Source organism: Streptomyces tendae, assembly GCF_008632955.1.
GTDB lineage: Bacteria > Actinomycetota > Actinomycetes > Streptomycetales > Streptomycetaceae > Streptomyces.
This window is the reverse complement of sequence record NZ_CP043959.1, coordinates 1,367,477-1,393,701: the sequence shown is the minus strand read 5'-3', so window position 1 is coordinate 1,393,701 and position 26,225 is coordinate 1,367,477. Positions and strand designations below refer to the sequence as shown.

Genomic DNA, 26,225 nt, shown 5'->3' with positions numbered 1-26,225 from the left:
TCGCGCACACTGGGTCGGTGGGCGCGGTGCCCCGCACCATGCAGCGCATGAACGATTCACCGCCCCCGATCCACTGAACCGCCTTCCCCCGGTGGACAGCGTCGTCCGCCGAACCCTGAGGAGTCCTCCCGTGGCCATCTCGGTCTTCGACCTGTTCTCGATCGGCATCGGCCCGTCCAGCTCGCACACGGTCGGCCCGATGCGGGCGGCCCGGATGTTCGCCCGGCGGCTGCGCAACGAGGACCTGCTGAACTCCGTCGCCTCGGTGCGCGCCGAGCTGTACGGCTCCCTGGGCGCGACCGGGCACGGCCACGGCACGCCCAAGGCGGTGCTTCTCGGCCTGGAGGGCGACTCGCCCCGCACGGTGGACGTGGAGTCGGCCGACGAGCGGGTGGAGAAGATCAAGGACGGCGGCCGGATCCGGCTGCTCGGCGAGCACGAGATCGGCTTCACCTACGACGACGACCTGGTGCTGCACCGCCGCAAGGCCCTGCCCTACCACGCCAACGGCATGACGCTGTGGGCGTACGACGCCTCCGGCGCCGAGCTGCTGGCCAAGACGTACTACTCGGTGGGCGGCGGCTTCGTCGTCGACGAGGACGCGGTGGGCGCGGACCGCATCGTGCTGGACGACACCGTCCTGAAGTACCCGTTCCGCACCGGTGACGAGCTGCTGCGCCTCACGAAGGAGACCGGGCTGTCGATCTCCGCGCTGATGCTGGAGAACGAGCGCGCCTGGCGGACCGAGCAGGAGATCCGCGAGGGTCTGCTGGAGATCTGGCGCGTGATGCGGGCCTGCGTGGAGCGGGGCATGTCCCGCGAGGGCATCCTGCCGGGCGGCCTGAAGGTCCGCCGCCGGGCCGCCACCACCGCCCGCAAGCTGCGCTCCGAGGGCGACCCGCAGGCGCTCGCGATGGAGTGGATCACCCTCTACGCGATGGCGGTGAACGAGGAGAACGCGGCCGGCGGCCGGGTCGTCACGGCGCCGACCAACGGCGCGGCCGGCATCATCCCGGCCGTCCTGCACTACTACATGAACTTCGTGCCCGGCGCGGACGAGGAGGGCGTGGTCCGCTTCCTGCTCGCGGCCGGCGCCATCGGCATGCTCTTCAAGGAGAACGCCTCCATCTCCGGCGCCGAGGTCGGCTGCCAGGGCGAGGTGGGCTCCGCCTGCTCGATGGCGGCGGGGGCCCTCGCCGAGGTGCTGGGCGGCTCCCCGGAGCAGGTGGAGAACGCGGCCGAGATCGGCATGGAGCACAACCTCGGGCTGACCTGCGACCCGGTCGGCGGCCTCGTCCAGATCCCCTGCATCGAGCGCAACGGCATGGCCGCGGTGAAGGCCGTCACCGCGGCGCGGATGGCGATGCGCGGCGACGGCTCGCACAAGGTGTCCCTCGACAAGGTCATCAAGACCATGAAGGAGACCGGCGCGGACATGTCGGTGAAGTACAAGGAGACCGCGCGCGGCGGTCTCGCGGTGAACATCATCGAGTGCTGAGGGCCGTCGCCGGTCGGGCGGACGGCCCGCGGTCACCGTTGCGCCCCTTACACGCCCGCGCCGGCGCCCCGCCGCAGGGCGCGGCCGATCCGGCGAACCGCCGTGCGGGGGTTCAGCCCGTTCTCGACCCGCAGCAGGAAGCTGACCGGGGAGGCGGCGAGCACTTCGTCGCGTCGGCAGCGGGCTGCCCCGAGGATGCCCACGGCCGTCGCGCCGACGCCGGACACTATGCCCGCCGCACTGCCCGCCACGGTCCCGCCGACCGTGCCGATCAGCCCGCTCAGCAGGGCCGCCGAGGTGGGGGTGTCGAACGTGGTGCTGACGGAGGTGGTGATCGTCTGGAGACCGACGCCGTTCATGGCCTTGCGCAGACTCACCAGCGCCACCTCGAACTCCCTGTGCACCGCTTGCCGCACGTACGTGTCCAGGGCGTGCGGACTGCGGATGCCGGCCAGCGCGTCGCGGAGGTCCGCCGCCGTCCGGTCGATGGTGTCCGTGTAGGCGAGGAACTCCGGCTCGTACTTCTTGCGCAGTGCCACGATCTTCTCCGCCGGCACCCCGTCGAGCCCTGCAGGAAGCACACACCGCACGGACAGCACCCCGATCCGTGCGGTGAGGTCACCGGTTCCGGCCGGGGCCGGAGCACCCTCCAGGAGGACCGCCGCCATCCGCTCGGTGTCCCAGGGGTCGGCCGCGGTGTGGGCGGCTTCCTGGTCGGTGACGGGCAGGAAGGCGGTATCGGCCGCCAGTTCGGCCGTCAGCGCGCATTTGTACACCCAGGCGAGCGCCGGGTCCATGCCCAGCCAGACACCGGGCTCACCATGGCTGAAGCTGCTGCGCACGCGCCTGCCCGCCAGCCCGGTGGCGGACAGCGCCTGCCTGAGCGCCGGTGACATCTCCCCCGGATACAGGCCCGCCAACGGTCGCTCCCAGGGCGGGCCGGAGCGATGCCCATGACTGCCGGCTGGCGTCCGGGCGCCGGGGGGCGCGGGTTCGGCGTCCACCACGTCCTGCCGGACGGTCACTCCGAAACGGTTCCGCAATTCCTCGCCGTGCTCGGCCACAAGCCGCAGCAGGTGCCCGGACGCCGCCTCGACGGCGAGGGCGGGGTCGATGTCCTGAACGAAGCCGAGCTCGTCCCGCAGGACACGGACGTGGTCCGGGTCCGCCACGCGGAACCCGTCGGGCACCACACGGGCCATCTCCGGCAGGTAGAGCGCGGCGGCCTTGATCCACGCCGCGTCACGGAAGTGGACGTACGGGTAGTACAGTCCGGTGCGCTGCACCAGCACGCTCCTTCGCGGATGTCGCCGGGCCCCGTGCGGCGCCCCCTGTTGTCCCTCAACTACGCGCATCACCAGCTTAGTTGCTGCGCCCGGACGAGGCGCCGCACACCCGGCGTCCCGCATCCCGAGGGGTGGGGGCGGGTGTCGGCCGGGGGTGGTACTCCGACAGGGGGTGGCGTGCGAGGGGCGCGCGATCCGGAGACGGTGGTTCCGAAGATCCGGTCGCCCCGCTCCCGAACGGGTCACCGGCGCCGGAACGGGGAATGATGCGTTCGACTCCCCGCCCCCCACCAGCACCTTCAGGGAGCCCCATGCTGCACGGCATCGACGTCAGTTCCCACCAGTCCGAAACGTACGACACGGACGGCCTTTCCTTCGTCTTCATCAAGGCGACGGAGGGGCGTTCGTACGTGAACTCGAAATTGAGCGCCCAGACCAAGAGAGGCCGGGACGCCGGTCTGGTGGTCGGGTTCTACCACTTCCTCTGGCCGGGGAATCTCACCGAACAGGCCGCGTACTTCGTCAGCAAGGCGCCCGAGAAGCGGGGCGACATCCTCGCCGTGGACTGGGAGAGGACGGGAAGCGGCACCCGGGCCAGCAACGCGGAGAAGGACCGCTTCATCCGCGAGGTGAAGGAGCTGCGGCCCCACAACAAGGTGGTCCTGTACTCCAACCGGGATTTCTGGCTGAACGTCGACACCACGTCCTACGCCGGTGACGGGCTCTGGATCGCCGACTACGTCACCGCCGGGAAACCCCGCATCAAGGCGGACTGGCGTTTCCACCAGTACACCGACGACCCGCTGGACAAGAATGTCGCGGACTTCTCCAGCGGGTCGGCACTGCGGGAATGGGCCGGAGCCTGACGTTCTGAGGCCTAGCCGCGGAAGTCCGCCGGGCGCTCCGGGGGTGCCTCGGCGAGGGCCCGGGTGACGGCGTCGACGCCGCCGCGCAGGCCGTAGACCGGGGTGCCGGGCTGCTGGCGCCAGGAGTCGTCGAGGCCGCCCGTGTCGACGGTGTCGAAGCCGAGTTCCTCGATCAGGTCCCGGACCTTGCGCTTGGCGGCCTCGTCGTCCCCGGCGACGGGCAGCGCCATGCGGTCGGGGTCGCCGGCCGGACGGTGGCGGTCCAGCAGGTCCTGGGCGAACGTGCCGTTGAACGCCTTGATCACGGGGTGGCCGATCTGGCGCTCGGTCCAGCGGCTCTCGGTGAGGCCCTCGTCCTCGATGCCGGCGATCCGGCCGTCGCGCTGCCGCGGGTAGTAGTTGCCGGTGTCGATGACGACCACGCCCGGGGCGGCCTCGTCGAACAGCCCGGACGGCAGGTCGGGCACGGCCTTCATGGGCACCGTGACCACGGCGATCTCGGCGCCGCGGGCGGCCTCCTCGACCCGTACCGGGGTCGCCCCGGTCTCCTCGGCCAGTGCCTTCAGGGTGTGCGGGCCGCGGGAGTTGGCGACGGACACGTCGTGGCCGAGGGCCGTGAGCCGCCGTGTGAGATTCCCGCCGATGTTGCCCGCGCCGATGATGCCGATCTTCATGTCCGCTCGCCTCGCCCTTCCGGGGATCGATGTCCGGCTGGATTTCCGTGAGAAATCCCCATGATCGGCGCCAACCGCACGGACAGGGGGACTATTCCGTCCCCGTTCGCCCGTCCGGCCCCACAGCATGTCCGGCGCCGGTCGTACCGGCGCCGGAGATCTCGCGGCCCTACTTGTCCAGGTGCGCCCAGAACTCGTCGAAGGACAGCAGCTTGTCGCCGTCGAGGTCCCGCGACTTGATCAGGGCGTCGGCGACCGCCTCGGTGACGTTCCAGTCGCCGCCCTGCGCCAGCGCGGTCTTGAACTCGGCAGCGGTGATGTAGCCGTCCCCGTTCGTGTCGATCCGCTCGAACTGCTTGCGTGCTTCCTCGATGTCCGCCACCGATCCGCCCCTCCGTTGGTACTGGTTCTGACGCGGCCAAGATTATCCGGCCCGAGGGACCCGCCGTGCGGCGGCCACCCACCGCGGCCCACCTGCCTGCGGCGGGGACTCAGCGGTCGGAGACCCGCATCTCGAACCACGTGGTCTTGCCGTGGGAGAGGAGGTCGACGCCCCAGCGGTCGGCGAGCTTGTCGACGAGGAAGAGCCCGCGGCCGCTGATGTCCATCTCCTGCACCGGAATGAGGCAGGGCAGGGCCCTGGACGGGTCACGGACCTCGATGCGGATCCAGCCGCGCCGGTGACGCATGCGCAGACCGAAGACACGGGCACCGGTGTGGCGGACGGCGTTGCCGACCAGTTCCGAGACCAGCAGGACGGCGTCCTCGGTGATCTTCGCGGTCAGGCCCCAGCGGCGCAGGATGACGATCTGCACCAGGCGGCGGGCGGTGGCGGCGGACTCGGGAAGAGAAGGGAGCGGAATTTCACGCTCCGCCGGGTCTCCGTACAACTCCAGTGCCCGCACGGCACGTTCGTCCTCGACCGTCGGCGACCAGCGCGACGCGATGGCGCGCCCGTCTCCCCGCGGCTGTTCCATGCCCTCCAGCCCCGCCATGACCTCATCATGGCGGGGCCCGGAGCCGCCCGGGGCCGTTCCAGGGGAATACGCCCCCCGCGCGCCCCCGTCCGACCGTGGGCCCACGACATATGCCAACGGCATTTCGGCGGCTCCGACGGCCTGCTCGACCTGCGACAACGGCTCACGCTCGGGCAATCGACGGGCTCCCTCGACGGATACGGCTTAAGGGCGCGTTAAGGCTCCCATAATGCGTTCCGCCGAGGGGGCCGGATCAGACATGCCGTCAATTGCAAGGTCTGTGCGGGAATTTCAACAGCTCGTCACAGGAACTTCGCCTTGCCCGGGCCCTCCTCCACGAAGCTGCGCATGCCCCGCTCACGGTCCTCCGTGGCGAACAGGCCCGCGAACCAGTTGCGCTCGACCGCGAGACCGGTCTCGATGTCCGTCTCCAGCCCGGTGTCGACCGCCTCCTTGGCGGCCCGCAGCGCGATCGCCGGCCCCTGGGCCAGCTTGGCGGCCCAGGCGTGCGCCTGGGTGTGGACCTCGTCGGCGGGGACCACGCGGTCCACGAGGCCGAGGGCCAGGGCCTCGTCGGCGCGGACCTGCCGGCCCGTGAAGATCAGGTCCTTGGCCTTGGACGGGCCGATCAGCCGGGACAGCCGCTGGGTGCCGCCGGCGCCCGGGATCAGGCCGAGCAGGATCTCCGGCTGACCGAGCTTGGCGTTCTCCCCGGCGATCCGGTAGTCGGCGCAGAGGGCGAGCTCGCAGCCCCCGCCGAGTGCGTAACCGGTGACGGCGGCGACGACCGGCTTGGGGATGCGGGCCACGGCGGTGAAGGAGTCCTGCAGGGCGCGGGCGCGCAGGACCATCGCCGCGTGGTCCATGGCCTGCATCTCCTTGATGTCCGCGCCCGCCGCGAACACCTTCTCGCCGCCGTAGATCACCACGGCGCGCACGTCCTCGCGGCGCGTGGCCTCCTCGGCGAGCTCCTTCAGACGGTCCTGCGTGGCGACGTCCAGCGCGTTCATGGGCGGGCGGTCCAGGCGCAGCGTGCCGACGCCCTCGGCGACTTCGAGATGTACGGTCATGCCAGCAGGTTAACGGCCACTAACGGCACCCGTGCCGGTGCGGTGGCTCACATCCCGGCCGGGGGTCCGGGGGTCTCCCGCGGAGGCACGACGGAGGCCCCGGTGCGGACACCGGGGCCTTCGTCGGTCGGACTGCTGAGACCTTACGCCTTCCACTTCTCCCAGGACATGTTCCAGCCGTTGAGGCCGTTGTCCGGGGCGATGACCGCGTCGTCGCTGTTCTTGACCTCGACCACGTCGCCGATCAGCGAGTTCTCGAAGAACCAGGCCGCCGGCGCCTTCTTGTCCCAGCCGCCGCGCACGTCACGCAGCCCCACGCAGCCGTGGCTGTCGTTACGGTTGCCGAAGACGTCGCCGCCCCAGTAGTTGCCGTGGATGAAGGTGCCGGAGGTGGACAGGCGCATCGCGTGCGGCACGTCCTTGATGTCGTACTCGCCGCCGTAGCCGACCGTGTCGCCGTTCATCCGGGTGACCGCCAGCTTCTCGCTGATGACCATCTTGCCGTTCCAGGTCTCGTAGCCCGGGGCGCCGGTGGTGACCGGGATCTTCTTGATCAGCTTGCCGTCCCGCATCACCTTCATGGTGAGCTTCTTGGCGTCCACCACGGACACCTGGCTGCGGCCGATGGTGAAGGAGACGGTCTTGGCCTGCTTGCCGTAGACGCCGTCGCGGCCCTCGACGCCGTCGAGGTTGAGGTCGACGGTGACCTTGGTGCCGGCCTTCCAGTACGTCTCGGGGCGGAAGTCGAGGCGGTCGTTGCCGAACCAGTGGCCCTCGACCTCGACGGCCGGCACGGTGGTGATGCGGATGGCCTTCTCGACGTCCTCGGGGTTGGTGATGCCCCGGGTGAAGCGGAGCGAGAACGGCATTCCGACGCCGACCGTGGAGCCGTCCTCGGGGGTGAAGTGGCCGATGAAGGTGTTCTCCGGCGTCAGTGTGGTGAAGCGGGAGTCCTCGGCGGTGGTGCGGCCCTCGGCGTCCTTGGCGACCGCGTGCACCGTGTAGGTGGTGGAGGCGGCCAGGTGGGTGGACGGCGTCCAGGTGGCGCCGTCGCCGGATATCGCCCCGTCGACCGCCTTGCCGTCCGGGTTCTTGACGACGACCTCGGTGAGCTTGCCCTTGGCGGCCGTCACCTTCAAGGCGCCGCTGGTCGCGACCGACTTGGCGCCGTTCTCCGGCGCGATGGTGACCGCCGCCTCGGACTGCGCGCTCCGCGCCGCCGTGGAGTCCTTGCCCTTGCCCTTGCCGTCGCCCCCGTCGGAGCCCGGCTCCGATCCCCCGCCGCCACAGGCGGTGACCGCCAGCATCACCCCGAGTGCCAGCGCCGCGAGCTTCCTGCCCCCGCGCCGCGCGCCCACCGACGCCCCCGATATCGGCCCCACGTTCACTTGTTTCTCCCCTCGGCGGGTCTGGCCGGACCCGGCCCCCCCCAGCGCGCCCCTCGCGCACACGGCGAATGGTAACCACAGGCCAGGAGCGTGCGAGGCGGCGGTTTTGTCACCGTTCCGTTCCAAGTTCAACGGTCCGCCGGAGGGGTGCGGTCAGCGCCGGTTCACCGCGCCGCCCGCCTTCCATTCCTTCCAGTTCATGTTCCAGCCGCCGAGGCCGTTGTCCGGTGCCACCGTCCGGTCCTTGCTGTTGACGACCTCGACGACGTCGCCGATGAGACTGCGGTCGAAGAACCAGCCCGCCGGGGTGTCCGCGCCGCCGCCCTTCACGTCGCGCAGGCCCACGCACCCGTGACTGACGTTGCCGCTGCCGAACACCTCGGGAGCGGCCCAGTAGTTGCCGTGCAGGAAGGTGCCGGAGCTGGTCAGCCGGACGGCGTGCGGGACGTCGGGGATGTCGTACTCGCCGCCGAAGCCGACCGTGCGGCTGTTCATGCGGGTGACCTCGAGCATCTCGGTGATCACCATCTTGCCGTTGTACGTGGGCGTCTTGGCGGCACCCGCCGTGATCGGCACGGTGGCCAGCAGCTCCCCGTCCCGCCGTACCCGCATGGTGTGCGCGGCGGCGTCGACCACGGACACCTGGCTGCGGCCGACGGTGAAGGTGAAGGTGCGCTGTTGGAGGCCGTAGACGCCGGGCGCGCCCTCGACGTCGCGCAGGTTCAGGTCGACGGTGACCTCGGTGCCGGGTTTCCAGTAGTCCTCGGGGCGGAAGTCGAGGCGGGTGGAGCCGAACCAGTGGGGCCGGATCTCGACGGCGGGGCGGGCGGTGACCCGGATCGCGCGTTCCACGGCGGCCCGGCGGGTGATCTTCCGGTTGAACTCCAGGGAGACGATCATGCCGGTGCCGACGGTGGAGCGGTCCTCGGGGGCGACGTAGCCGATGAAGCGTTCCGCCGGGACGTGGGTGGTGAACGTGGTGTGCCGGGCGGAGCGGCGTCCCGCGCCGTCCACGGCGACCGCGTCGACGGTGTACTTGGCGGCGAGCGCCAGCCGTTTCTCGTCGGGTGTCCAGGTCCGCCCGTCGTCGTCGACGCGGCCCGGGACCGGTGACTCACGCGCGTCCTGCGAGACCACCACCTTCACCGACTCCAGCCGGCCCTCCGCCACCCGGACCCGCAGCCGTCCGTCGGGGCGGACGTCGGTGCTGCCGTCGCGCGGCGCCACCTGGATGGTCTCCCCGCGTCCTGGCGGCCCGTACGCCCCGGTGACGGGGCCCTCCGAGCTGCATCCGGCGGTTCCGGTCAGCAGTCCTGCCCATGCCACTACGACGGCCAGCGCGGCCCTCGCGCGCCGTGCGCGCCCTTGTACGTGCATCACGCGGTACCCAACGACGGGCGTCGCCTCCGGGAAACGACCATGCCGCCCCTCGGGGAAACGTGAGTGCGAGGCACGCTCTGGGCAGAACTGTGGGGAGGACGACGCACCGGGGGGCCACGGCCGGAGCCGCACGGGCCGTGGCTCCCCCGTCCGCCGTCGTCCCCCACGAGCCGCGGGAGGCTGACAGGTGTCCAGCGCAGCCGAGCAGGAGGCGGTGGCCGCAGAGCGGGCCACCGGGGACGGGCGCCCGGCCGTCGTCGTGAACGGCGCGCGGCCGGCGCCGCCCGTGCCCACGGTGCCCGTCCGGCCGGGCCGGCCGACGCCGCTGGGCGCCCGGTTCCGCACCGGTCCGGACGGGGTGGCGGGGACCAACTTCGCGCTCTGGGCGGGCGGCGCGGAGGGCGTGGAACTGTGTCTGTTCGACGAGCGGGGCCGGGAGAGCAGGGCCCGGCTGACCGAGCTGACGCACGGCATCTGGCATGGCTTCGTGCCGGGTGTGCTGCCCGGCCGGCGCTACGGCTACCGGGTGCACGGCCGCTGGGACCCGTGGACCGGCGCCCGCTGGAACCCGGCGAAGCTGCTGCTCGACCCGTACGCCCGCGCGGTGGACGACCCCGCGGGCAACGACTTCGGGGGGCTGCCGCCCGAGGTGTACGGGCATGTCCGCGACTGGCCGGAGCAGCATGTCGCGGACACCGTGCGCGACGACCGGGACTCGGCGCCGTTCGTGCCGAAGGGGGTCGTCGTCCATGACGACGACGACTGGGCGGACGACCGCCGTCCGAAGACCCCGTGGGCCGACTCGGTGATCTACGAGCTGCACGTGCGCGGCTTCACCATGCGGCATCCGGGCGTCCCGGAGGAACTGCGCGGCACCTACGCCGGGCTGGCGCACCCGGCGGCGATCGAGCACCTGGTGAAGCTGGGGGTCACGGCGGTCGAGCTGCTGCCGGTGCACCAGTTCGCGCACGAGGACCACCTGCTGCGCCGGGGCCTGCGCAACCACTGGGGCTACAACTCCGTCGGCTACTTCGCTCCGCACGCCGCCTACGCTGCCTCCGGGACGGCCGGACAGCAGGTCGGCGAGTTCAAACGGATGGTGCGCGCGCTGCACGCGGCCGGCATCGAGGTGATCCTCGACGTCGTCTACAACCACACCGCCGAAGCCGGCGAGCTGGGTCCCACACTGTCGCTGAAGGGCATCGACAACCGCGGCTACTACCGTCTCCAGCCGGACGCCCGCCGCTACGCCGACTACACCGGCTGCGGCAACACCCTGCACGTGGTGCAGCCGCATGTGCTGCGGCTGATCACGGACTCGCTGCGTTACTGGGTGACGGAGATGGGCGTCGACGGCTTCCGCTTCGACCTGGCGGCGGCGCTGGCCCGTTCCATGCACGACGTCGACATGCTGTCGCCGTTCCTCGCGGTGATCGCGCAGGACCCGGTGCTGCGCCGGGTCAAGCTGATCGCGGAACCGTGGGACGTCGGCTCGGGCGGCTACCAGGTGGGCGCCTTCCCACCCCTGTGGACGGAGTGGAACGACCGCTACCGGGACGCCGTGCGGGATTTCTGGCGGCACGCGCTGCCGGACGTACGGGAGATGGGCTACCGGCTGTCCGGGTCCAGCGACCTGTACGCCTGGGGCGGGCGGCGGCCGTACGCCTCGGTCAACTTCGTCACCGCGCACGACGGTTTCACCCTGCGCGACCTGGTGTCGTACGACCGCAAGCACAACGAGGCCAACGGCGAGGGGAACCGCGACGGCACGAACGACAACCGGTCCTGGAACTGCGGCGCGGAGGGCGAGACGGACGACGGGGACGTCCGCGCGCTGCGCCGGCGGCAACTGCGGAACCTGCTGACCACGCTGCTGCTGTCGACCGGTGTGCCGATGCTGGTGGCCGGCGACGAGATGGGCCGCACCCAGCGCGGCAACAACAACGCCTACTGCCAGGACAACGAGATCGGCTGGGTGGACTGGAGCCTGCGGGACGACCCGGAGTGGCGGCCGCTGCTGGAGCTGACCTCGCGGCTGATCGCGCTGCGCCACCGGCACCCGGTGCTGCGCCGCCGCTCGTTCTTCTCCGGCCGGGCGCACTCCGCGGACGGGCTGCGGGACCTCGCCTGGTTCACCCCGCACGGCCGGGAGATGACCGAGGGCGACTGGTACGCCCCGGCCGCGAGCCTCGGCATGTACCTCTCCGGGCGGGACATCCCGGGGCGCGACGAGGAGGGGGCGCCGGTCGTCGACGACAGCTTCCTGGCCGTCCTGCACGCGGGCCCGGACCCGGTCGACTTCGTGCTGCCGGGCGCGCCCTGGGCGGAGCGGTACGAGGTGGTCGTCGACACCGCGCGGGAGGAGCAGGACGCCGCGCCCGCCGTGGTGCACCGCGCGGGGGCACCGGTCGCCGTGCCGGGGCGGTCGGTGCTGCTGCTGCGCGTGCTGCCCTGACGGCCGGCGTCCGGCGGCGTGTCGTCAGCCGAGGATGCCCCGGTCGTACGCCACCGCCACGGCGGCCGCCCGGTCCTTGGCGCCGAGCTTGCCGAAGATGTGGGTGAGGTGCGTCTTGACCGTGGCCTCGCTGATGAACAGCTCGCGGGCGATCTCCCGGTTGGAGGTGCCCTTGGCAACCAGCGTTAGCACCTCCCTCTCGCGTGCGGAGAGCGGTTCGCCGCCGGCGGTGCGGGGCGCGCGGACGGCGGACACGAGACGGGAGGCGACGGCCGGGGACAACACGGAACGGCCCTCGGCGGCGGCCCGGACGGCGGCGAACAGCTCCTCGCGCGGCGCGTCCTTGAGCAGATAGCCGGTGGCGCCCGCCTCGATCGCGGGGAGGGTGTCGGAGTCGGTGTCGTACGTGGTCAGTACGAGGACCCGGGCACGGGCGCCCCTACGGGTCAGCTCCCGGATCGCCTCCACGCCGCCCGTGCCGGGCATCCGCAGGTCCATGAGGATCACGTCGGGGTCCAGGGCCTTGGCCCGCTCCAGCGCCGCCGCGCCGTCGGCCGCCTCGCCGAGGACGCGGAAGCCGGGCGCGGACTCGAACATGCCCCGCAGGCCGTCCCGTACGACCGGGTGGTCGTCGACGACCAGCAGGGAGATCACGGCCTCTTCGGACACGGCTTCCGCGGACACACCCTTCGCGGACACGGCCTCTTCGGGCACGGCCTCTTCGGACACGGCGTCATGGGTCATGGCGGACCAACGGTACGCGGGCCGAGACCGCCGTGCCGCCGCCGGGTTCGGACTCCACGGTGAGGGACCCGGCGACGCGTTCGGCGCGGGCCCGCATGCCGTCGAGGCCGAAGCCCCCGGCGGAGGTGCGGGCCCGGAGGGCGAGCGGGTCGAAACCGCGGCCGTCGTCGCGGACGTCGAGGACGATCTCGTCCCCCATGTAGGAGAGGGTGACGCCGGCCCGGCCGGCCCGCGCGTGCCGTGCCGTGTTGGACAGGGCCTCCTGGGCGATGCGCAGCAGGGTGGCCGCCATCTCGTCGTGCAGCGGCTCGGCGGTCCCGGTGACCGTGAACTCGGCGCGCACCCCGGTGCGCTCGCCCCACTCGGTGACGGTCCGCTTCAGCGCCTCGGGCAGTCCGCCGTCGGCCAGCGCGACCGGGGACAGGTTGTGCACGGAGCGGCGGGCCTCGCCGAGGTTCTCGCGGGCCAGGGCGAGGGCCCGGTCCAGGTGGACGCGGGCCGCGGCCGGGTCGGGGGTGTTGGCAGTGACCTGGAGCTGCGCGATAATGCCGGTGAGCCCCTGGGCCAGGGTGTCGTGGATCTCGGCGGCCAGCCTCCGGCGCTCGTGGGCGACCCCGGCCTCACGCGCCTGGACGAGGAGCTGGGAGTGCAGGGCGGCGTTCTCGTCGAGGGCCTGCTGCAACGCGGTGTTGGTGCGCTCCAGTTCGGAGATGGTCTCCACGCGGGCCCGGCCGCGGTCCTCCTCCAGGTCGGCGAAGTGCCCGAAGAGCAGGACCAGGGCGCCGTTGGCGGCCAGGAGGGCCCCGAAGAGCGTCCAGCCGAGCCCGTCGTGCGGCGGCAGTCCGCCCGACTGGGAACCGGCCAGGGTCACCGCGGTGGCGCACAGGCCCGCCTTGCGCAGCGAACGCGGCAGCAGGCGCTCGGTGCTGAAGTAGCCGATGACGGCGTAGAAGGCGAACAGCGGGTTCAGCCAGGTGAGGGCGAAGCCGATGCCCCAGCGCAGGGCGTACTGCCGGATGCCCGCCGCGGACGGTCCGGGCGGCCGGGTGCGCGACCGCACGCCCCACCACAGCTCCACGGCGACCGCCACGGCGACGAGGGCGCCGGAGGCCCGCCGTTCGCCGGTGCTCATGCCGAGGGCGTCGGCGGTCGCCCAGGCCAACACGACACCCAGCACCAGCAGACCGTAGGGGCCCCAGCGGTCGAAGACCGCCCAGCGGTCCTCGAGTCGGGCCGATTCCGTCATGGTGTCATTGTCGGCCACGTCCGTGCGTCCTTCCGGGGTCGTCGTCCCGGCCGTCGGTGCGGCCCTCACTCCCAGCGGAACCAGCGCACCGCCGCGGCGGTGAGCAGCACCGCCCAGCCCGCCACCACGGCGAGGTGGTCCGTGCCGGGCCAGTCGCCCGCCGCGGCCGCGTCGAGGGCCTGCGCGGCGGCGCCGAACGGGGTCCAGCCGACGATGTCGGCCATCAGGTCCGGCATGGCCTCGACCGGCAGCCACACGCCCGCGGTGAACATGGACGGGAACAGCGCGGTCGAGCCGATCGCGGTGGCGATCTTCGCGGTGCGGGACAGGGCGCTCACCAGCGCGCCCAGGGCGAGCGAGGCGAGCAGGGCCAGCAGCAGGGCGAGCAGGTGGCCGAGCGGCTGCCGGGGCAGGGCCACGTCGAACGCGATCCGGCCGACGGCGAGGCTGAGCAGGGCGGAGACCAGCGAGGCGGCGCCGAGCACCAGCATCTGCGCGGTGAGCAGGGCGGAGGGACGGACCGGTGTGGTCGACATCCGGCGCAGGATGCCGGTCTCCCGGTAACCGGTGAGGGTGGGCGGCATGCCCTGGAGCCCGCCGATGATCAGCCCGAGGAGGACGGCGACCGGGACGTAGGCGTCGACCGGGCGCAGCCCGCCGAGGGCGGGGTCGGCCTCCCGGAAGGACGGGATGGAGCCCAGGATCACCAGCAGCAGGGTCGGGAAGAGCATGATCCAGAAGATGCCGCCGGGTTCGCGCCGGAAGAGCTTCAACTCCGTCTTGAGCACAGCGGTGTTCACGAGGGCGGTACTCATGCCGTGGTCTCCGTGAGGTCCAGGAAGGCGTCGTCCAGGGTGGCGTCGGTGACGCGCAGCTGGTGAGCGGTGACGCGGGAGCGGGCGAGGAGGGTGAGGACGGCGTTGACCGTGTCGTCGGTGCCGGACAGGGTGATCCGGCCGTCCCTGCGGGCGACCGAGGCGAGCCCGGGCAGCGCGTTGAGGTCGGTGTCGTCCAGCGGGGCGGACGGGGTGAAGCTGATGACGGTGGCGCCCGCCGAGCGGCGGATGAGCCCCGCCGGGGTGTCCAGGGCGGCGACCCGCCCCTTGTCGATGACCGCGATGCGGTCGCACAGACGCTGGGCCTCCTCCATGAAGTGGGTGACGAGGAGCACGGTGACCCCGCCCGCGCGGACGTCCTCGATGAGTTCCCAGGTGTCGCGCCGGGCGCGCGGGTCGAGACCGGTGGTCAGCTCGTCCAGCACCACGATGCGCGGGTTGCCGACCAGGGCCAGCGCGATGAACAGCCGCTGTTTCTGGCCGCCGGACAGCTTCCCGAACCGGGCGTCCAGCTTCGCGGTGAGGCCCAGCCGTTCGGCGAGCGGGCGCCAGTCGGCGGGTCGGGGGTGGAAGGAGGCGTACAGCTCCAGGGCCTCGCGGACGGTCAGTCTGGGCTGCAGCTCGCTCTGCTGGAGCTGGGCGCCGAGGATGCGGGTGACCCGGTCGTGGTCGGCGACGGGGTCCAGGCCGGTGACCCGGACCCGGCCGGCGTCGGGGACGCGCAGTCCCTCGACGCATTCCACGGTGGTGGTCTTGCCGGCGCCGTTGGGGCCGAGGATCCCGAAGATCTCACCCTCCTCGACGGTGAAGGAGACACCGTCGACGGCGGGCCGGCCGCCGTAGGCCTTGCGCAGGTCGGTGACGTCGATGACGGACATGACGGTCAGTGTTCCGGCGGGCGGGGCGCGCGGACATCGGCCGTCACGCTCGACCGCGCATCGTCCGATCGGCTGATGGAGTGGTACGACTCCCCGGTCCGCGCGGGCGTCCGGCCGCCGTTCCCCCTGCGTACGGGCTTCCGGCCCCGCCGGTCGTAGGACCCATGACCGAGGCGGACCGGGCCGAAACTCGGTGGGCAGCGTCAGTGGCGAACCGTACTCTCACTGCTGATGGCCACTACACCCTCTCCCCGGGAACCCCGCTCCGCCGTGCGGACGCTGCTGCGGCTGTGGCCGTACGTGCGGCCCGTGCGGACGCGTCTGTTCACCGCCGCGTTCATCGCCGTCCTGGCGTCCTGCATCGGGCTGGTCATCCCGCTCGTGCTCAAGTGGATGGTCGACGGGCCGATCGCCGACCGCGATCCGGCGGGAGTGTGGCTCGGCGCCCTGTGCCTGCTGCTGCTCGGGCTCGCGGAGGCGCTGCTGTTCGGGTTCCGGCGCTGGCTGGTCGCCCGGCCGCTGTCGCACGTCGAGGCGGAGATGCGGGCGGACCTGTACCGGCATCTGCAGCGGCTGCCGATCGCCTTCCACGACCGCTGGCCCTCGGGCCAGTTGCTGTCCCGGGCCACCACGGACCTGATGCTGCTGCGCATGTTCCTCGCCTTCCCGCTGACCTTCCTGCTGGTCAACGGGGTGACGATCCTGGTCGGCGTGACCATCATGCTGGTGCAGGACTGGACGCTGGGGCTGGTCGTCCTGGTGCCCGCCGTGCCCGTGCTGATCACCTGTGTGGTCTTCGAGAAGCGGTACTCGCGCGCGGCGCGGCTCGCCCAGGACCAGGTGGGCGACCTGACGACCGTCGTGGAGGAGAGCGTCCTCGGCATCCGCATCATCAAGGGGTTCGGCCGGCACCGCACCCAGGCGCGCGCGTTCCGCGAGCTGTCCGGGCAGCTGCGGGGCACGGAGCTGCACAAGGCCCGGCTGCTGGCGACGATCCTCGGCGTGATCGTGACGCTGCCCGAACTGGCCGTCGGGGCGGCGCTGGTGCTGGGCGCCGTGCAGGTGGCGGACGGCGCCCTGTCGGCGGGCACGCTGGTGGCGTTCCTGTCCACGGCACTGGCGCTGCGCTGGCCGGTGGACTCGATCGGCTTCCTGCTGGCGATGAGCCAGGAGGCGGCGACGGCCACCGAACGGTACTTCGAGGTGATGGACGCCGAGCCGGAGTCGAAGGCCACGGCGTCCGCCGGGGGACACGGCCGGCCCCGGGAGGGCGGGCTGCGGTTCGAGAACGTCACCTTCCGCTACCCCGACGCCCCCGAGGGGTCGCCCCCCGTGCTGGACCGCGTCGACCTGCACATCCGGCCCGGGGAGTCGCTCGCGCTGGTCGGGGCGACCGGCAGCGGCAAGACGACGCTCACGGCGCTCGTGCCGCGGCTGCACGAGGTCACCGAGGGGCGCATCACCCTCGACGGGCAGGACATCACCGCGATGTCCCGGGAGGAACTGCGCTCCAAGGTCGCCGTGGCCTTCGAGGAGCCGACCCTGTTCTCCGCGAGCGTCGGCGAGAACGTCCTGATGGGCGGGGGCAGCGGCGAGGAGGACCTGGCGCGCGCCCTGTCCGTCGCCCAGGCCGACTTCGCCCACGCCCTGCCCCGGGGCACCGGCACCCAGGTCGGGGAGCAGGGCCTCAGCCTCTCCGGCGGACAGCGGCAGCGCCTCGCGCTCGCCCGGGCCGTCGTCGGGCAGCCCGACTTCCTGGTGCTGGACGACCCGCTGTCCGCGCTGGACGTGCACACCGAGGCCGCGGTCGAGGCCGCGCTGCGCCGGGTGCTCGCCGACACCACGGCGCTGATCGTGGCGCACCGCCCGTCCACGGTCCTGCTCGCCGACCGTGTCGCGCTGCTCTCCGGCGGGCGGATCACCGCGGTCGGCACCCATCACGAACTGCTGCGCGGCAACCCCGAGTACGCCCACCTCATGTCCGGCGACCCGGCGGGGGAACAGGAGGACCAGCGATGACCGCGGCCACCACCGCACCCGTCCGGGACGAGGACGACGACCGGACACCGAAGGAGTCCGGCGACCCCTTCGACCAGGACGTGCTGCCCACTCCCCCGGGCGCCACCGGCACGCTGCTGCGCTCCCTGCTCGCGCCGATGCGCGGCCGGGTCGCGGTGACCGCGCTGTTGCTGCTGCTCCAGCAGGCCGCCGTGCAGGCCGGCCCGCTGCTGGTGGCGTACGCGATCGACCGCGCCGTGCCCGCGTTCCGCGCCGACGACCACGGGCCGCTGATCGCGGTCGCGGCGGGCTATCTGCTGTGCGCGTCGGCGGCCGGCGGGCTGCAGTACCTGTTCGTCACCGCCTCCGCCCGGGTCAGCCAGGACGTGCTGCTGGACCTGCGCGGGCGGATCTTCCGTCACGCGCAGGCGCTGAGCGTGGACTTCCACGAGCGCTACACCTCGGGGCGGATCATCTCCCGCTCCACCACCGACGTCGAGTCGCTGCGGGAGCTGCTGGAGGAGGGCCTGCAGGAACTGGTCATGGTCATCCTGTCCGCCGTGTACATCTCGGCGCTGCTGCTGTGGCTGGACCTGGGGCTCGGCGCGGTCGCGGTGGCGTCGTTCGTGCCGCTGTACCTGCTGGTGCGGTCGTACCAGCGGCGGGCCGGGCGGGTGTACCGCCTGCGGTCGACGGCGATCGCCGCGGTGATCGTGAAGTTCGTCGAGACGATGAACGGCATCCGGCCGGTGCGCGCCTTCCGCCGCGAGGCCGCCAACGACGCCGACTTCGCGGTGCTGAACCGGCGGCACGAGCGGACCAACGGCGACGCGCTGATCGAGATGGCCCGCTACGTCGTCGGCTCCCGGGTGACCGCCAACACCACCGTCGCGCTGATCGTGCTGTGGGGCGCCTACCGGGTCGCCGAGGACACGCTGGCGCTCGGTGTGCTGGCGGCGGCGGTGCTGTACCTGCGGCGCCTGTACGACCCGATCGACCGGCTGGGCATGTTCCTGAACTCCTACCAGTCGGCGGCGGCCTCGCTGGAGAAGATCGCCGGACTGCTGGCGCAGACCCCGTCCGTTCCCGAGCCGGCGGTGGCCCGTGAGCTGCCGGAGCGGCGTACCGGCCTGCCCGGCCGGGACGTGGTCTTCGACGACGTGCGGTTCGCGTACCGCACCGGCGGCGAGGTGCTGCCCCGCTTCGCCCTCACCTTGCCTGCCGGGCAGACCGTCGCGGTCGTCGGGTCCACCGGCGCCGGCAAGTCGACGCTGGCGAAGCTGCTCGCCCGGTTCTACGACCCCTCCGACGGGCGGGTGCTGCTGGACGGGGTGGACCTGCGCGACCTGACGGGACGGGATCTGCGGCGCGAGGTGGTGATGGTGACCCAGGAGGCGTTCCTGTTCTCCGGCACGGTCGCCGAGAACATCTCGATCGGGCGTCCGGAGGCCACCCGCGAGGAGATCGAGCAGGCGGCCAAGGAGATCGGCGCGCACGACTTCATCGCGGCGCTGCCCGACGGCTACGACACGGACGTGCGCAAGCGGGGCGGCCGTATCTCGGCCGGTCAGCGCCAGCTGGTGGCGTTCGCGCGGGCGCTGCTCGCGGACCCGGCGGTGCTGATCCTGGACGAGGCGACCAGTTCGCTGGACGTCCCCGGGGAGCGGGCGGTGCAGCGGGCCATGGCCACGGTGCTGCGGGGCCGTACCGCGGTGGTCATCGCGCACCGGCTGTCCACCGTGGAGATCGCGGACCGGGTGCTGGTGATGGAGAAGGGCCGCGTCGTGGAGGACGGCAGCCCGGCCGAACTGATCGCCGGCACGGGCCGGTTCGCGGACCTGCACCGGGCGTGGCGGGACAGCCTGGCCTGACGCCCCGTCCCGAGAGCCGCCGCGGGCCCGCTTCCGGTGCCTCGGCGGGACCGACCGAGAGGAGCACACCCGTGACCGAGGCGACGTCGATGCTGCGCGCACGTCTTCACGCGGCCGGTGTGACGGACGTCGTGGCGGTCGAGCCGGCCGTCGGGGGCCTCGCCGCGACCGCGGGCCTCGCCCGCCGCGCGGACGGCACGCCGCTGTTCGTCAAGGCGTTCGACGAGCCGCCGTCCGACGAGGCCTTCGCCGCCGAGGCGGAAGGGCTGGCCGTGCTGCGTGAGGCGGGCGGCGTCGCCACGCCCGACGTCGTCCTCGCGGACCGGGACCTGCTCGTGCTGTCGGCGCTGCGTCCCCGGCCGGACACGGAGGCGTTCTGGGAGGAGTGCGCGCACGCGTTCGCCCGGCTGCACACCAGCACACGGCACGACCGGTTCGGCTGGCACCGGGACAACTGGCTGGGCCGCCGCCGGCAGGTCAACACCTGGACCGACGACGGCTTCGAGTTCTTCGCCCGGCACCGGCTGCTGCGCTGGCTCGGCGAACCGCGGGTCCGCCAGGCGCTCGACGCCGAGGACCGGGCGGCGCTGGAGCGACTGTGCGACCGCCTGCCCGAGCTGCTGCCGGCCGCGCCGGCCTGCCTGACGCACGGCGACCTGTGGACGCAGAACGTCATGGCCGCCCCCGACGGCCGGCCCGCGCTGATCGACCCGGCCGTGTCGTACACCTGGGCCGAGGTCGACCTGGCCCACCTGTGGACGACCTCGCCGCCGCCCGAGGCGCGGGTGTTCTTCGAACGGTACGCGGAGCTGACCGGGCTCGACGCCGGCTGGCGCGAGCGGATGCCGGTCCTGCAGCTGCGTCAGCATCTGGCCGTCGTCGCGCAGTTCGATCCGGACTGGGGCGCCGCCGATCTCGTGCGCGCCACCCTCGCCCCGTTCCGCAAGCGCCGGTGAGGACGACGGAGCGGCTCGAGGACGCGACGGACTCCGGCCGGCAGGCCGCACGGGGGAGGAAACACACGTGATCGACGCGTACGAGGATCCGGGCACGCCCGACCGGCGGGGAGGGGCGCGGTATCTGTGGTGGCTGGTGCGGCAGCAGCCGGGGCGGTGCGCGGCGGGGGCGGTGTACGGCAGTGCGTGGCTGGTGCTGCTGGCGGCGACGCCGTACCTGATGGCGCGGGCGGTGGACGACGGGCTGCAGACGGGCGACACGGCCGCGCTGGCTGGCTGGACGGGCGCCCTGGTCCTGGTGAGCGGCTTCAACGCCTGGCTGGGCCTCATGCGCCACCGCACGATGACCCTGGTCCGGATGGACGCCAACTTCCGCACGGTGAAGGTGGTCGTCGGGCACACGGTGAAGCTCGGCTCGGCGCTGGAGCGGCGGACGGGGGCCGGGGAGGTGGTGACCATCGGGGTGGGCGACGTGCAGGTGATCGCCCAGTCGCTCACCGCGGTCGGACCGGGCATCGGCGCGGTCGTGGCGTACGCGGTGGTCGCGGGCCTGCTGCTGACGGTGTCGCCGGCGCTGGCCCTGGTCGTACTGCTGGGGGTGCCGGTGATCGGGCTGGTCGTGGGGCCGCTGAGCGGACGGCTCCAGGGCACCGAGACGGAGTACCGGGAGCGGCAGGGTGTGCTGACCGCGCGCATCGGGGACCTGGCGGGCGGGCTGCGGGTGCTGAGCGGGCTGGGCGGCAAGGGGCTGGTCGCGGAGGCGTTCCGCCGTGACTCGGGGAGGCTGCGGGAGCAGGGGTACCGGGTCGGGGCCGTGACGAGCTGGATGCAGGCGCTGGCGGCGGGGCTGCCGACGCTGTTCCTCGCGGTGGTGACCTGGATGGCGGCGCGGATGGCCGCGCAGGGCCGGATCAGCGTGGGCGAACTGGTGTCGGTGTACGGCTATGTGACCGTCCTGGTGTGGCCCGTGATGTTCCTGATCGAGTGCGGCTACCAGCTGAGCAGGGGCGTGGTGGCGGCCCGGCGGGTGACGGCGCTGCTGCGCCTGGAGCCGCCGGCCGACCGGGCCACCGCGGACGCGCCGTCCGAACCGTCCGCGCTGGAGGACCCGGAGTCCGGGGTGCGGGTGCTGCCGGGGCGGCTGACCGCCCTGGTGTGCGCCCGGCCCGCCGACGCGCTCGCCGTGGTGGACCGGCTGGGCCGGTACACGCCGTCGGACGTCATCTGGGGCAAGGTCCGGCTGGACGAGATCGCGCTGGCGCGGGTGCGGGAGCGGATCCTGGTCGCCGACCCGGAGGCCGCGCTGTTCGCCGGCCCGCTGCGCGAGGTCGTCGCGGGCCGGGGCGGGGCGTCGGACGAGGAGGTGCTGGGCGCGCTGCACGCGGCGGCCGCCGACGACGTGGTGCGCGGGCTGCCGGACGGGCTGGACTCGGTGGTGTCCGCGCAGGGCCGCAGCCTCTCCGGCGGGCAGCGGCAGCGGGTCCGGCTGGCCCGGGCCCTGCTCGCCGAACCGGAGGTGCTGCTGGCGGTGGAGCCGACCTCGGCGCTCGACGCGCACACCGAGGCCCTGGTCGCCGACCGGCTGCGCGCCGCGCGCGAGGGCCGTACGACGGTGCTGGCCACCAGCTCTCCGCTGGTGCTGGACCGGGCCGACCGGGTGCTCTTCCTGGTCGACGGCAAGGTGGTGGCGAGCGGCACCCACCGCGAACTGCTGGACGGTGAGGCGGGATACCGCGAGCTGGTGGCCAGGGACGCCGGACGGGGCGCGGCCGAGGAGGTGGCGGGATGAGCGGGGGGCGGCTTCCCCTGGCGGGGCGGGCCGAGGTGCGCCGGGCGGCCGGGGAGCTGGTGCGGGCGGACCGGCGGGCCTTCGCGGGGGTGCTGGCGCTGAACGGCGCGGCGGCCCTGGCCGGGCTGGCCGGGCCGTGGCTGCTCGGGCGGATCGTCGACGAGGTGCGGGCGGGCGGCGGGACCGCGGTGGTGGACCGGCTGGCGCCGGTGATCCTGGCGTGCGCGGTGGCGCAGTTGCTGCTGGCGCGCTGGGCCCGCTACGTGGGGCACCGGTTCGGGGAGCGGACGCTGGCGCGGGTGCGGGAGCGGTTCGTGGACCGGGCGCTGGCGCTGCCGTCCGCCGTGGTGGAGCGGGCGGGCACCGGCGACCTGACCACCCGGGGCACGGCCGACGTGACGACCGTCGGCACCACGCTGCGGGACGCCGGACCGTCGCTGCTGGTCAACCTGGTGCAGTCGCTGTTCGTCATGGGTGCGGTCCTCGCGGTGGACCCGCTGCTGGGCGCGCTGGGACTGCTCTGCCTCGCCCCGATCGGGCCGGTGCTGCGCTGGTACCTGCGACGGGCCCGCGGCGCCTATCTCGCCGAGGGCGCGGCGAACTCGGACGTAGCGGAGGTGGTCGCGTCGACGGCGTCGGGCGCGCGCACGGTGGAGGCGTTCCGGCTCCAGGAGCGGCGGGTCCGCGCGAGCCGCGAGGCGCTGGAGGCCTCCCGCCGCACCCGGTTCCGCACGCTGTACCTGCGCTCGGTGTTCTTCCCCGTGGTCGAGGTGTCGTACGTGGTGCCGGTGGCCGGGGTGCTGCTGTGCGGGGGCTGGCTGCACGGGCAGGGCGCGGTGAGTCTCGGGGCGGTGGTGGCCACCTCGCTGTACCTGCTGCAGCTCGCCGGTCCGCTGGACGAGGTGCTGATGGTGCTGGAGCAACTGCAGAGCAGCGGCGCCTCGTTCGCGCGCGTGGAGGGGCTGGCGCTGGCGCCGCGCGCGGCGGAGCGGGGCGCCGGCCCGGATCCGGACGGGGACCGTATCGACGTGACCGGGGTGCGCTACGCCTACGACGGGGGCGGCGAGGTGCTGTGCGGGGTCGATCTGACGGTGCGGCCGGGCGAACGGATGGCGGTGGTGGGACCGTCGGGCGCGGGCAAGACCACGCTGAGCCGGCTGCTGGCGGGCGTGGACGCGCCGACCGCCGGGAGCGTGACCGTGGGCGGGGTACCGGTGGCGTCGCTGGACCCGGAGCGGCTGCGCCGGCAGGTGGTGCTGGTGACCCAGGAACACCACGTCTTCCTGGGGTCGGTACGGGACAATCTGCGGATCGCCGAACCGGCCGCCGGGGACGCGGAGTTGTGGGCGGCGCTGGCCGTGGTCGGCGCGGACGGCTGGGTACGGGAGCTGCCGCACGGCCTGGACACCGAGCTGGGTGAGGGCGGTCACGCCACGGACGGCCCGCAGGCCCAGCAGCTGGCGCTGGCGCGTGTGGTGCTGGCCGATCCGCACACGCTGATCCTCGACGAGGCCACCGCGCTGCTCGACCCGACGACCGCCCGGCACACCGAGCGCGCCCTGGGCGCCGTGCTCCGGGGCCGTACGGTCATCGCCGTCGCGCACCGGCTGCAGACCGCGCACGACGCGGACCGGGTGGCGGTGATGGAGGACGGCCGGCTCTCCGAACTCGGCACGCACGACGCCCTGGTGGCGGCGGACGGGGTGTACGCCGCGCTGTGGCGGTCCTGGCACGGGGACCGGCCGGCCACCGCGCCGTGACGTCGGCGACACGGGTCCGTCACCGGGGTGACGGTGGCGGACCCGCGTCGGCCGGGTCTCCGTCCGCCGGGCCCCGGGCGACCGCCCGCTCTCCCCGTTCGTATACCGAACCCCGCCTCCCGGACACCGAACGGGTTCCGGCCAACTTTCTGACGCGCTCCTGACAGAAACCGCGATCCCCTGCCACTCTTCCCACGGCCGCTTCACAGCAACCCCACAGCTTCGTCTGCCTGTTGTCCGGCGGCCACTGCTCAGAGCACTTCCGTTCTGCCCGGCCGGCTGACCCGCCGACCGGTCTCCCCAGGCCGCGCACCCCGCGGCCCCGCAGAAGGAGTACGCGTTGAGAAGCAGGACGTCCCACAGACGCACCCCCCACGCCACACACCGCCGTGCCGCCGCCGTCGCCCTCGCCGGGGTGGCCGCGCTGATCGCCACGGCCGTGCAGTCCGGCACCGCCACCGCCGCCCCGGAGCAGACGCCCCGGGCGCAGAGCGCGGCCGCCCCGGGCACGGAGCCGGTCCGGCTCACCCCCGCCCAGCGCGCCGAGCTGATCCGCGAGGCGAGCGCCGGCACCGCGCGGACCGCCCGTGACCTCGGGCTCGGCGCGAAGGAGAAGCTCGTCGTCCGTGACGTCCTCAAGGACCGCGACGGCACCGTGCACGTGCGCTACGAGCGCACCTACGACGGACTGCCCGTCCTCGGCGGCGACCTGGTCGTCCAGGGCGACCACGCCGGCGAGGCCGACTCTGTCGTCAAGGCCACCCGGGCCGCGGTGAAGCCCGCCACCACCACCGCGAAGGTGCCGGCCGCGAAGGCCGAGCAGCAGGCCCTGTCCGCCGCGAAGGCCGAGCAGGCCGAGGGCGCGGACGTCGACCGGGCGCCGCGCAAGGTGATCTGGGCCGCCGACGGCAGGCCGGTCGTGGCCTACGAGACGGTCGTCGGCGGTCTCCAGCACGACGGCACCCCGCAGGAGCTGCACGTCGTCACCGACGCCACCACCGGCGAGAAGCTCTTCGAGTGGCAGGCCGTGCAGAACGGCACCGGCCACACCGTCTACAGCGGCACCGTCGACCTGACGACCACCCAGTCCGGGTCGACGTACAACCTCACCGACGGCGCGCGCGGCGGGCACAAGACGTACAACCTGAACCGGGGCAGCTCCGGCACCGGCACGCTGTTCTCCGGCCCGGACGACGTCTGGGGCAACGGCTCCCCGTCGAACGCGGAGTCGGCCGCCGCCGACGCCCACTACGGGGCCGCGCTGACCTGGGACTACTACAAGAACGTGCACGGCCGTTCCGGCATCCGCGGTGACGGTGTGGGCGCCTACTCCCGGGTCCACTACGGCAACAACTACGTCAACGCCTTCTGGCAGGACAGCTGCTTCTGCATGACCTACGGCGACGGCTCCGGCAACGTCAACCCGCTCACCGCCATCGACGTGGCCGGCCACGAGATGACGCACGGCCTGACGTCGGTCACCGCCCGCCTGGTCTACAGCGGCGAGTCCGGCGGTCTGAACGAGGCGACCAGCGACATCTTCGGCTCGGCGGTGGAGTTCGGCGCGAACAACTCCGAGGACGTCGGTGACTACCTCATCGGCGAGGAGATCGACATCAACGGCGACGGCACGCCGCTGCGCTACATGGACAAGCCGAGCAAGGACGGCGCCTCCAAGGACAGCTGGTACTCCGGCATCGGGTCGGTCGACGTGCACTACTCCTCGGGCCCGGCGAACCACTTCTTCTACCTGCTCAGCGAGGGCAGCGGCACCAAGACCATCAACGGGGTGACCTACAACTCGCCCACGTCGGACGGCCTTCCGGTCACCGGCATCGGCCGCGCCAAGGCGGAGAAGATCTGGTTCCGCGCGCTGACCACCAAGTTCACCTCGACCACCAACTACGCGGGCGCCCGCACCGGCACCCTGGCGGCCACCGGTGAGCTGTACGGCACGGACAGCGCCGAGTACAAGGCGGTGCAGGACGCGTGGGCGGGCGTCAACGTGGGCGCGCGCTCCGGTGGCGGCGGAGGCGGCGGCACCACCTTCGAGAACACCGCCGACGTGGCGATCCCCGACGCCGGCGCCGCGGTGACGTCCTCGATCACCGTCTCCGGCCGGACCGGCAACGCGCCCGGCAACCTCCAGGTCGCGGTGGACATCGTGCACACCTGGAGCGGTGACCTGGTGGTCGACCTGGTGGCCCCGGACGGCACGGCGTACCGGCTGCGCAACCGCACCGGCGGCTCGGCGGACAACATCAACGAGACGTACACGGTCGACGCCTCGTCGGAGACGGCCAACGGCACCTGGCGGCTGCGGGTGCAGGACACGGCCCGCTACGACACCGGCTACATCAACGGCTGGAGCCTGACCTTCCCGTAGACAGCGGAGGTCGGGGCGCCGCTCCGGGTGGTTCACACCGCCCGGGGCGGCGCCGCTTTTTGCCGTTCCCATACGTCCGTCGGGTTGCGCCTTTACCGAGGTCAGGCGGGTCCACCCGCGCGCACCGTTCGTTCGGACGTCACCTTTCGGCCAACATCATTCGACCC

The 26,225-nt window shown here is 72.9% G+C and carries 20 protein-coding genes; 9 read left to right on the top strand and 11 right to left on the bottom strand.

Annotation, left to right across the window (positions count from 1 at the left end):
- Window positions 1-130: 130 nt before the first annotated feature.
- Entirely contained in the window at window positions 131-1,498 is a 1,368-nt protein-coding gene (locus F3L20_RS06575; protein WP_150153010.1) for an L-serine ammonia-lyase, read from the top strand.
- Between the two features lie 47 nt (window positions 1,499-1,545).
- On the opposite strand, the gene F3L20_RS06570 is transcribed toward F3L20_RS06575, so the two are convergent.
- Entirely contained in the window at window positions 1,546-2,784 is a 1,239-nt protein-coding gene (locus F3L20_RS06570; protein WP_240810853.1) for a DUF6236 family protein, read from the bottom strand.
- A 311-nt stretch (window positions 2,785-3,095) separates the two neighbouring features.
- Here F3L20_RS06570 and F3L20_RS06565 point away from each other — a divergent pair, with 311 nt between their 5' ends.
- Entirely contained in the window at window positions 3,096-3,650 is a 555-nt protein-coding gene (locus tag F3L20_RS06565) for a glycoside hydrolase family 25 protein (protein ID WP_150153006.1), read from the top strand.
- Window positions 3,651-3,661: 11 nt separating this feature from the next.
- On the opposite strand, the gene F3L20_RS06560 is transcribed toward F3L20_RS06565, so the two are convergent.
- The 6 genes from F3L20_RS06560 to F3L20_RS06535 all read right to left on the bottom strand — a co-directional run bounded on the left by F3L20_RS06560 (window position 3,662) and on the right by F3L20_RS06535 (window position 9,139).
- On the bottom strand, window positions 3,662-4,453 hold the full coding sequence (locus F3L20_RS06560) for an NADPH-dependent F420 reductase (RefSeq protein WP_346768076.1): 792 nt from the start codon (window positions 4,451-4,453) through the stop codon (window positions 3,662-3,664).
- Window positions 4,454-4,493: 40 nt separating this feature from the next.
- On the bottom strand, window positions 4,494-4,706 hold the full coding sequence (locus F3L20_RS06555) for an EF-hand domain-containing protein (protein ID WP_024888072.1): 213 nt from the start codon (window positions 4,704-4,706) through the stop codon (window positions 4,494-4,496).
- A gap of 109 nt (window positions 4,707-4,815) precedes the next feature.
- Window positions 4,816-5,319 (bottom strand): ATP-binding protein, encoded by a 504-nt coding sequence (locus F3L20_RS06550; RefSeq protein ID WP_240810852.1) that lies wholly within the window; start codon window positions 5,317-5,319, stop codon window positions 4,816-4,818.
- Window positions 5,320-5,603: 284 nt separating this feature from the next.
- The gene (locus tag F3L20_RS06545; protein WP_150153002.1) at window positions 5,604-6,371 is read right to left on the bottom strand and encodes an enoyl-CoA hydratase/isomerase family protein; all 768 of its coding nucleotides are present in this window, start codon (window positions 6,369-6,371) and stop codon (window positions 5,604-5,606) included.
- Window positions 6,372-6,514: 143 nt separating this feature from the next.
- A complete protein-coding gene (locus F3L20_RS06540) occupies window positions 6,515-7,759 on the bottom strand; it encodes a L,D-transpeptidase (RefSeq protein WP_240810851.1) in 1,245 nt (414 codons plus the stop codon).
- A gap of 153 nt (window positions 7,760-7,912) precedes the next feature.
- The gene (locus tag F3L20_RS06535; RefSeq protein ID WP_150153000.1) at window positions 7,913-9,139 is read right to left on the bottom strand and encodes a L,D-transpeptidase; all 1,227 of its coding nucleotides are present in this window, start codon (window positions 9,137-9,139) and stop codon (window positions 7,913-7,915) included.
- Window positions 9,140-9,326: 187 nt separating this feature from the next.
- Here F3L20_RS06535 and glgX point away from each other — a divergent pair, with 187 nt between their 5' ends.
- Window positions 9,327-11,594: a glycogen debranching protein GlgX gene (gene glgX, locus F3L20_RS06530; protein WP_150152998.1), complete on the top strand. Its 2,268-nt coding sequence runs from the start codon at window positions 9,327-9,329 to the stop codon at window positions 11,592-11,594.
- 24 nt (window positions 11,595-11,618) lie between these two features.
- Here glgX and F3L20_RS06525 read toward each other — a convergent pair whose 3' ends face one another.
- The 4 genes from F3L20_RS06525 to F3L20_RS06510 all read right to left on the bottom strand — a co-directional run bounded on the left by F3L20_RS06525 (window position 11,619) and on the right by F3L20_RS06510 (window position 15,298).
- Entirely contained in the window at window positions 11,619-12,263 is a 645-nt protein-coding gene (locus tag F3L20_RS06525; RefSeq protein ID WP_167534667.1) for a response regulator, read from the bottom strand.
- 64 nt (window positions 12,264-12,327) lie between these two features.
- Complete coding sequence (locus F3L20_RS06520; protein ID WP_150157240.1) at window positions 12,328-13,584, bottom strand: sensor histidine kinase; 1,257 nt, start codon at window positions 13,582-13,584, stop codon at window positions 12,328-12,330.
- Between the two features lie 65 nt (window positions 13,585-13,649).
- Entirely contained in the window at window positions 13,650-14,399 is a 750-nt protein-coding gene (locus tag F3L20_RS06515) for an ABC transporter permease (protein ID WP_150152994.1), read from the bottom strand.
- A complete protein-coding gene (locus F3L20_RS06510; RefSeq protein ID WP_150152992.1) occupies window positions 14,396-15,298 on the bottom strand; it encodes an ABC transporter ATP-binding protein in 903 nt (300 codons plus the stop codon). Before F3L20_RS06510 ends, F3L20_RS06515 begins: the two co-directional genes overlap by 4 nt.
- Before the next feature lie 231 nt (window positions 15,299-15,529).
- Here F3L20_RS06510 and F3L20_RS06505 point away from each other — a divergent pair, with 231 nt between their 5' ends.
- The 6 genes from F3L20_RS06505 to F3L20_RS06480 all read left to right on the top strand — a co-directional run bounded on the left by F3L20_RS06505 (window position 15,530) and on the right by F3L20_RS06480 (window position 26,058).
- Window positions 15,530-17,317: an ABC transporter ATP-binding protein gene (locus tag F3L20_RS06505; RefSeq protein ID WP_150152990.1), complete on the top strand. Its 1,788-nt coding sequence runs from the start codon at window positions 15,530-15,532 to the stop codon at window positions 17,315-17,317.
- A complete protein-coding gene (locus tag F3L20_RS06500; RefSeq protein WP_150152988.1) occupies window positions 17,314-19,167 on the top strand; it encodes an ABC transporter ATP-binding protein in 1,854 nt (617 codons plus the stop codon). Before F3L20_RS06505 ends, F3L20_RS06500 begins: the two co-directional genes overlap by 4 nt.
- 71 nt (window positions 19,168-19,238) lie before the next feature.
- On the top strand, window positions 19,239-20,123 hold the full coding sequence (locus F3L20_RS06495; protein ID WP_240810850.1) for a fructosamine kinase family protein: 885 nt from the start codon (window positions 19,239-19,241) through the stop codon (window positions 20,121-20,123).
- Between the two features lie 67 nt (window positions 20,124-20,190).
- On the top strand, window positions 20,191-21,912 hold the full coding sequence (locus F3L20_RS06490; protein ID WP_150152986.1) for an ABC transporter ATP-binding protein: 1,722 nt from the start codon (window positions 20,191-20,193) through the stop codon (window positions 21,910-21,912).
- Window positions 21,909-23,672: an ABC transporter ATP-binding protein gene (locus tag F3L20_RS06485; protein ID WP_150152984.1), complete on the top strand. Its 1,764-nt coding sequence runs from the start codon at window positions 21,909-21,911 to the stop codon at window positions 23,670-23,672. Before F3L20_RS06490 ends, F3L20_RS06485 begins: the two co-directional genes overlap by 4 nt.
- A 340-nt stretch (window positions 23,673-24,012) precedes the next feature.
- Entirely contained in the window at window positions 24,013-26,058 is a 2,046-nt protein-coding gene (locus F3L20_RS06480; protein WP_150152982.1) for a M4 family metallopeptidase, read from the top strand.
- Window positions 26,059-26,225 lie beyond the last annotated feature (167 nt).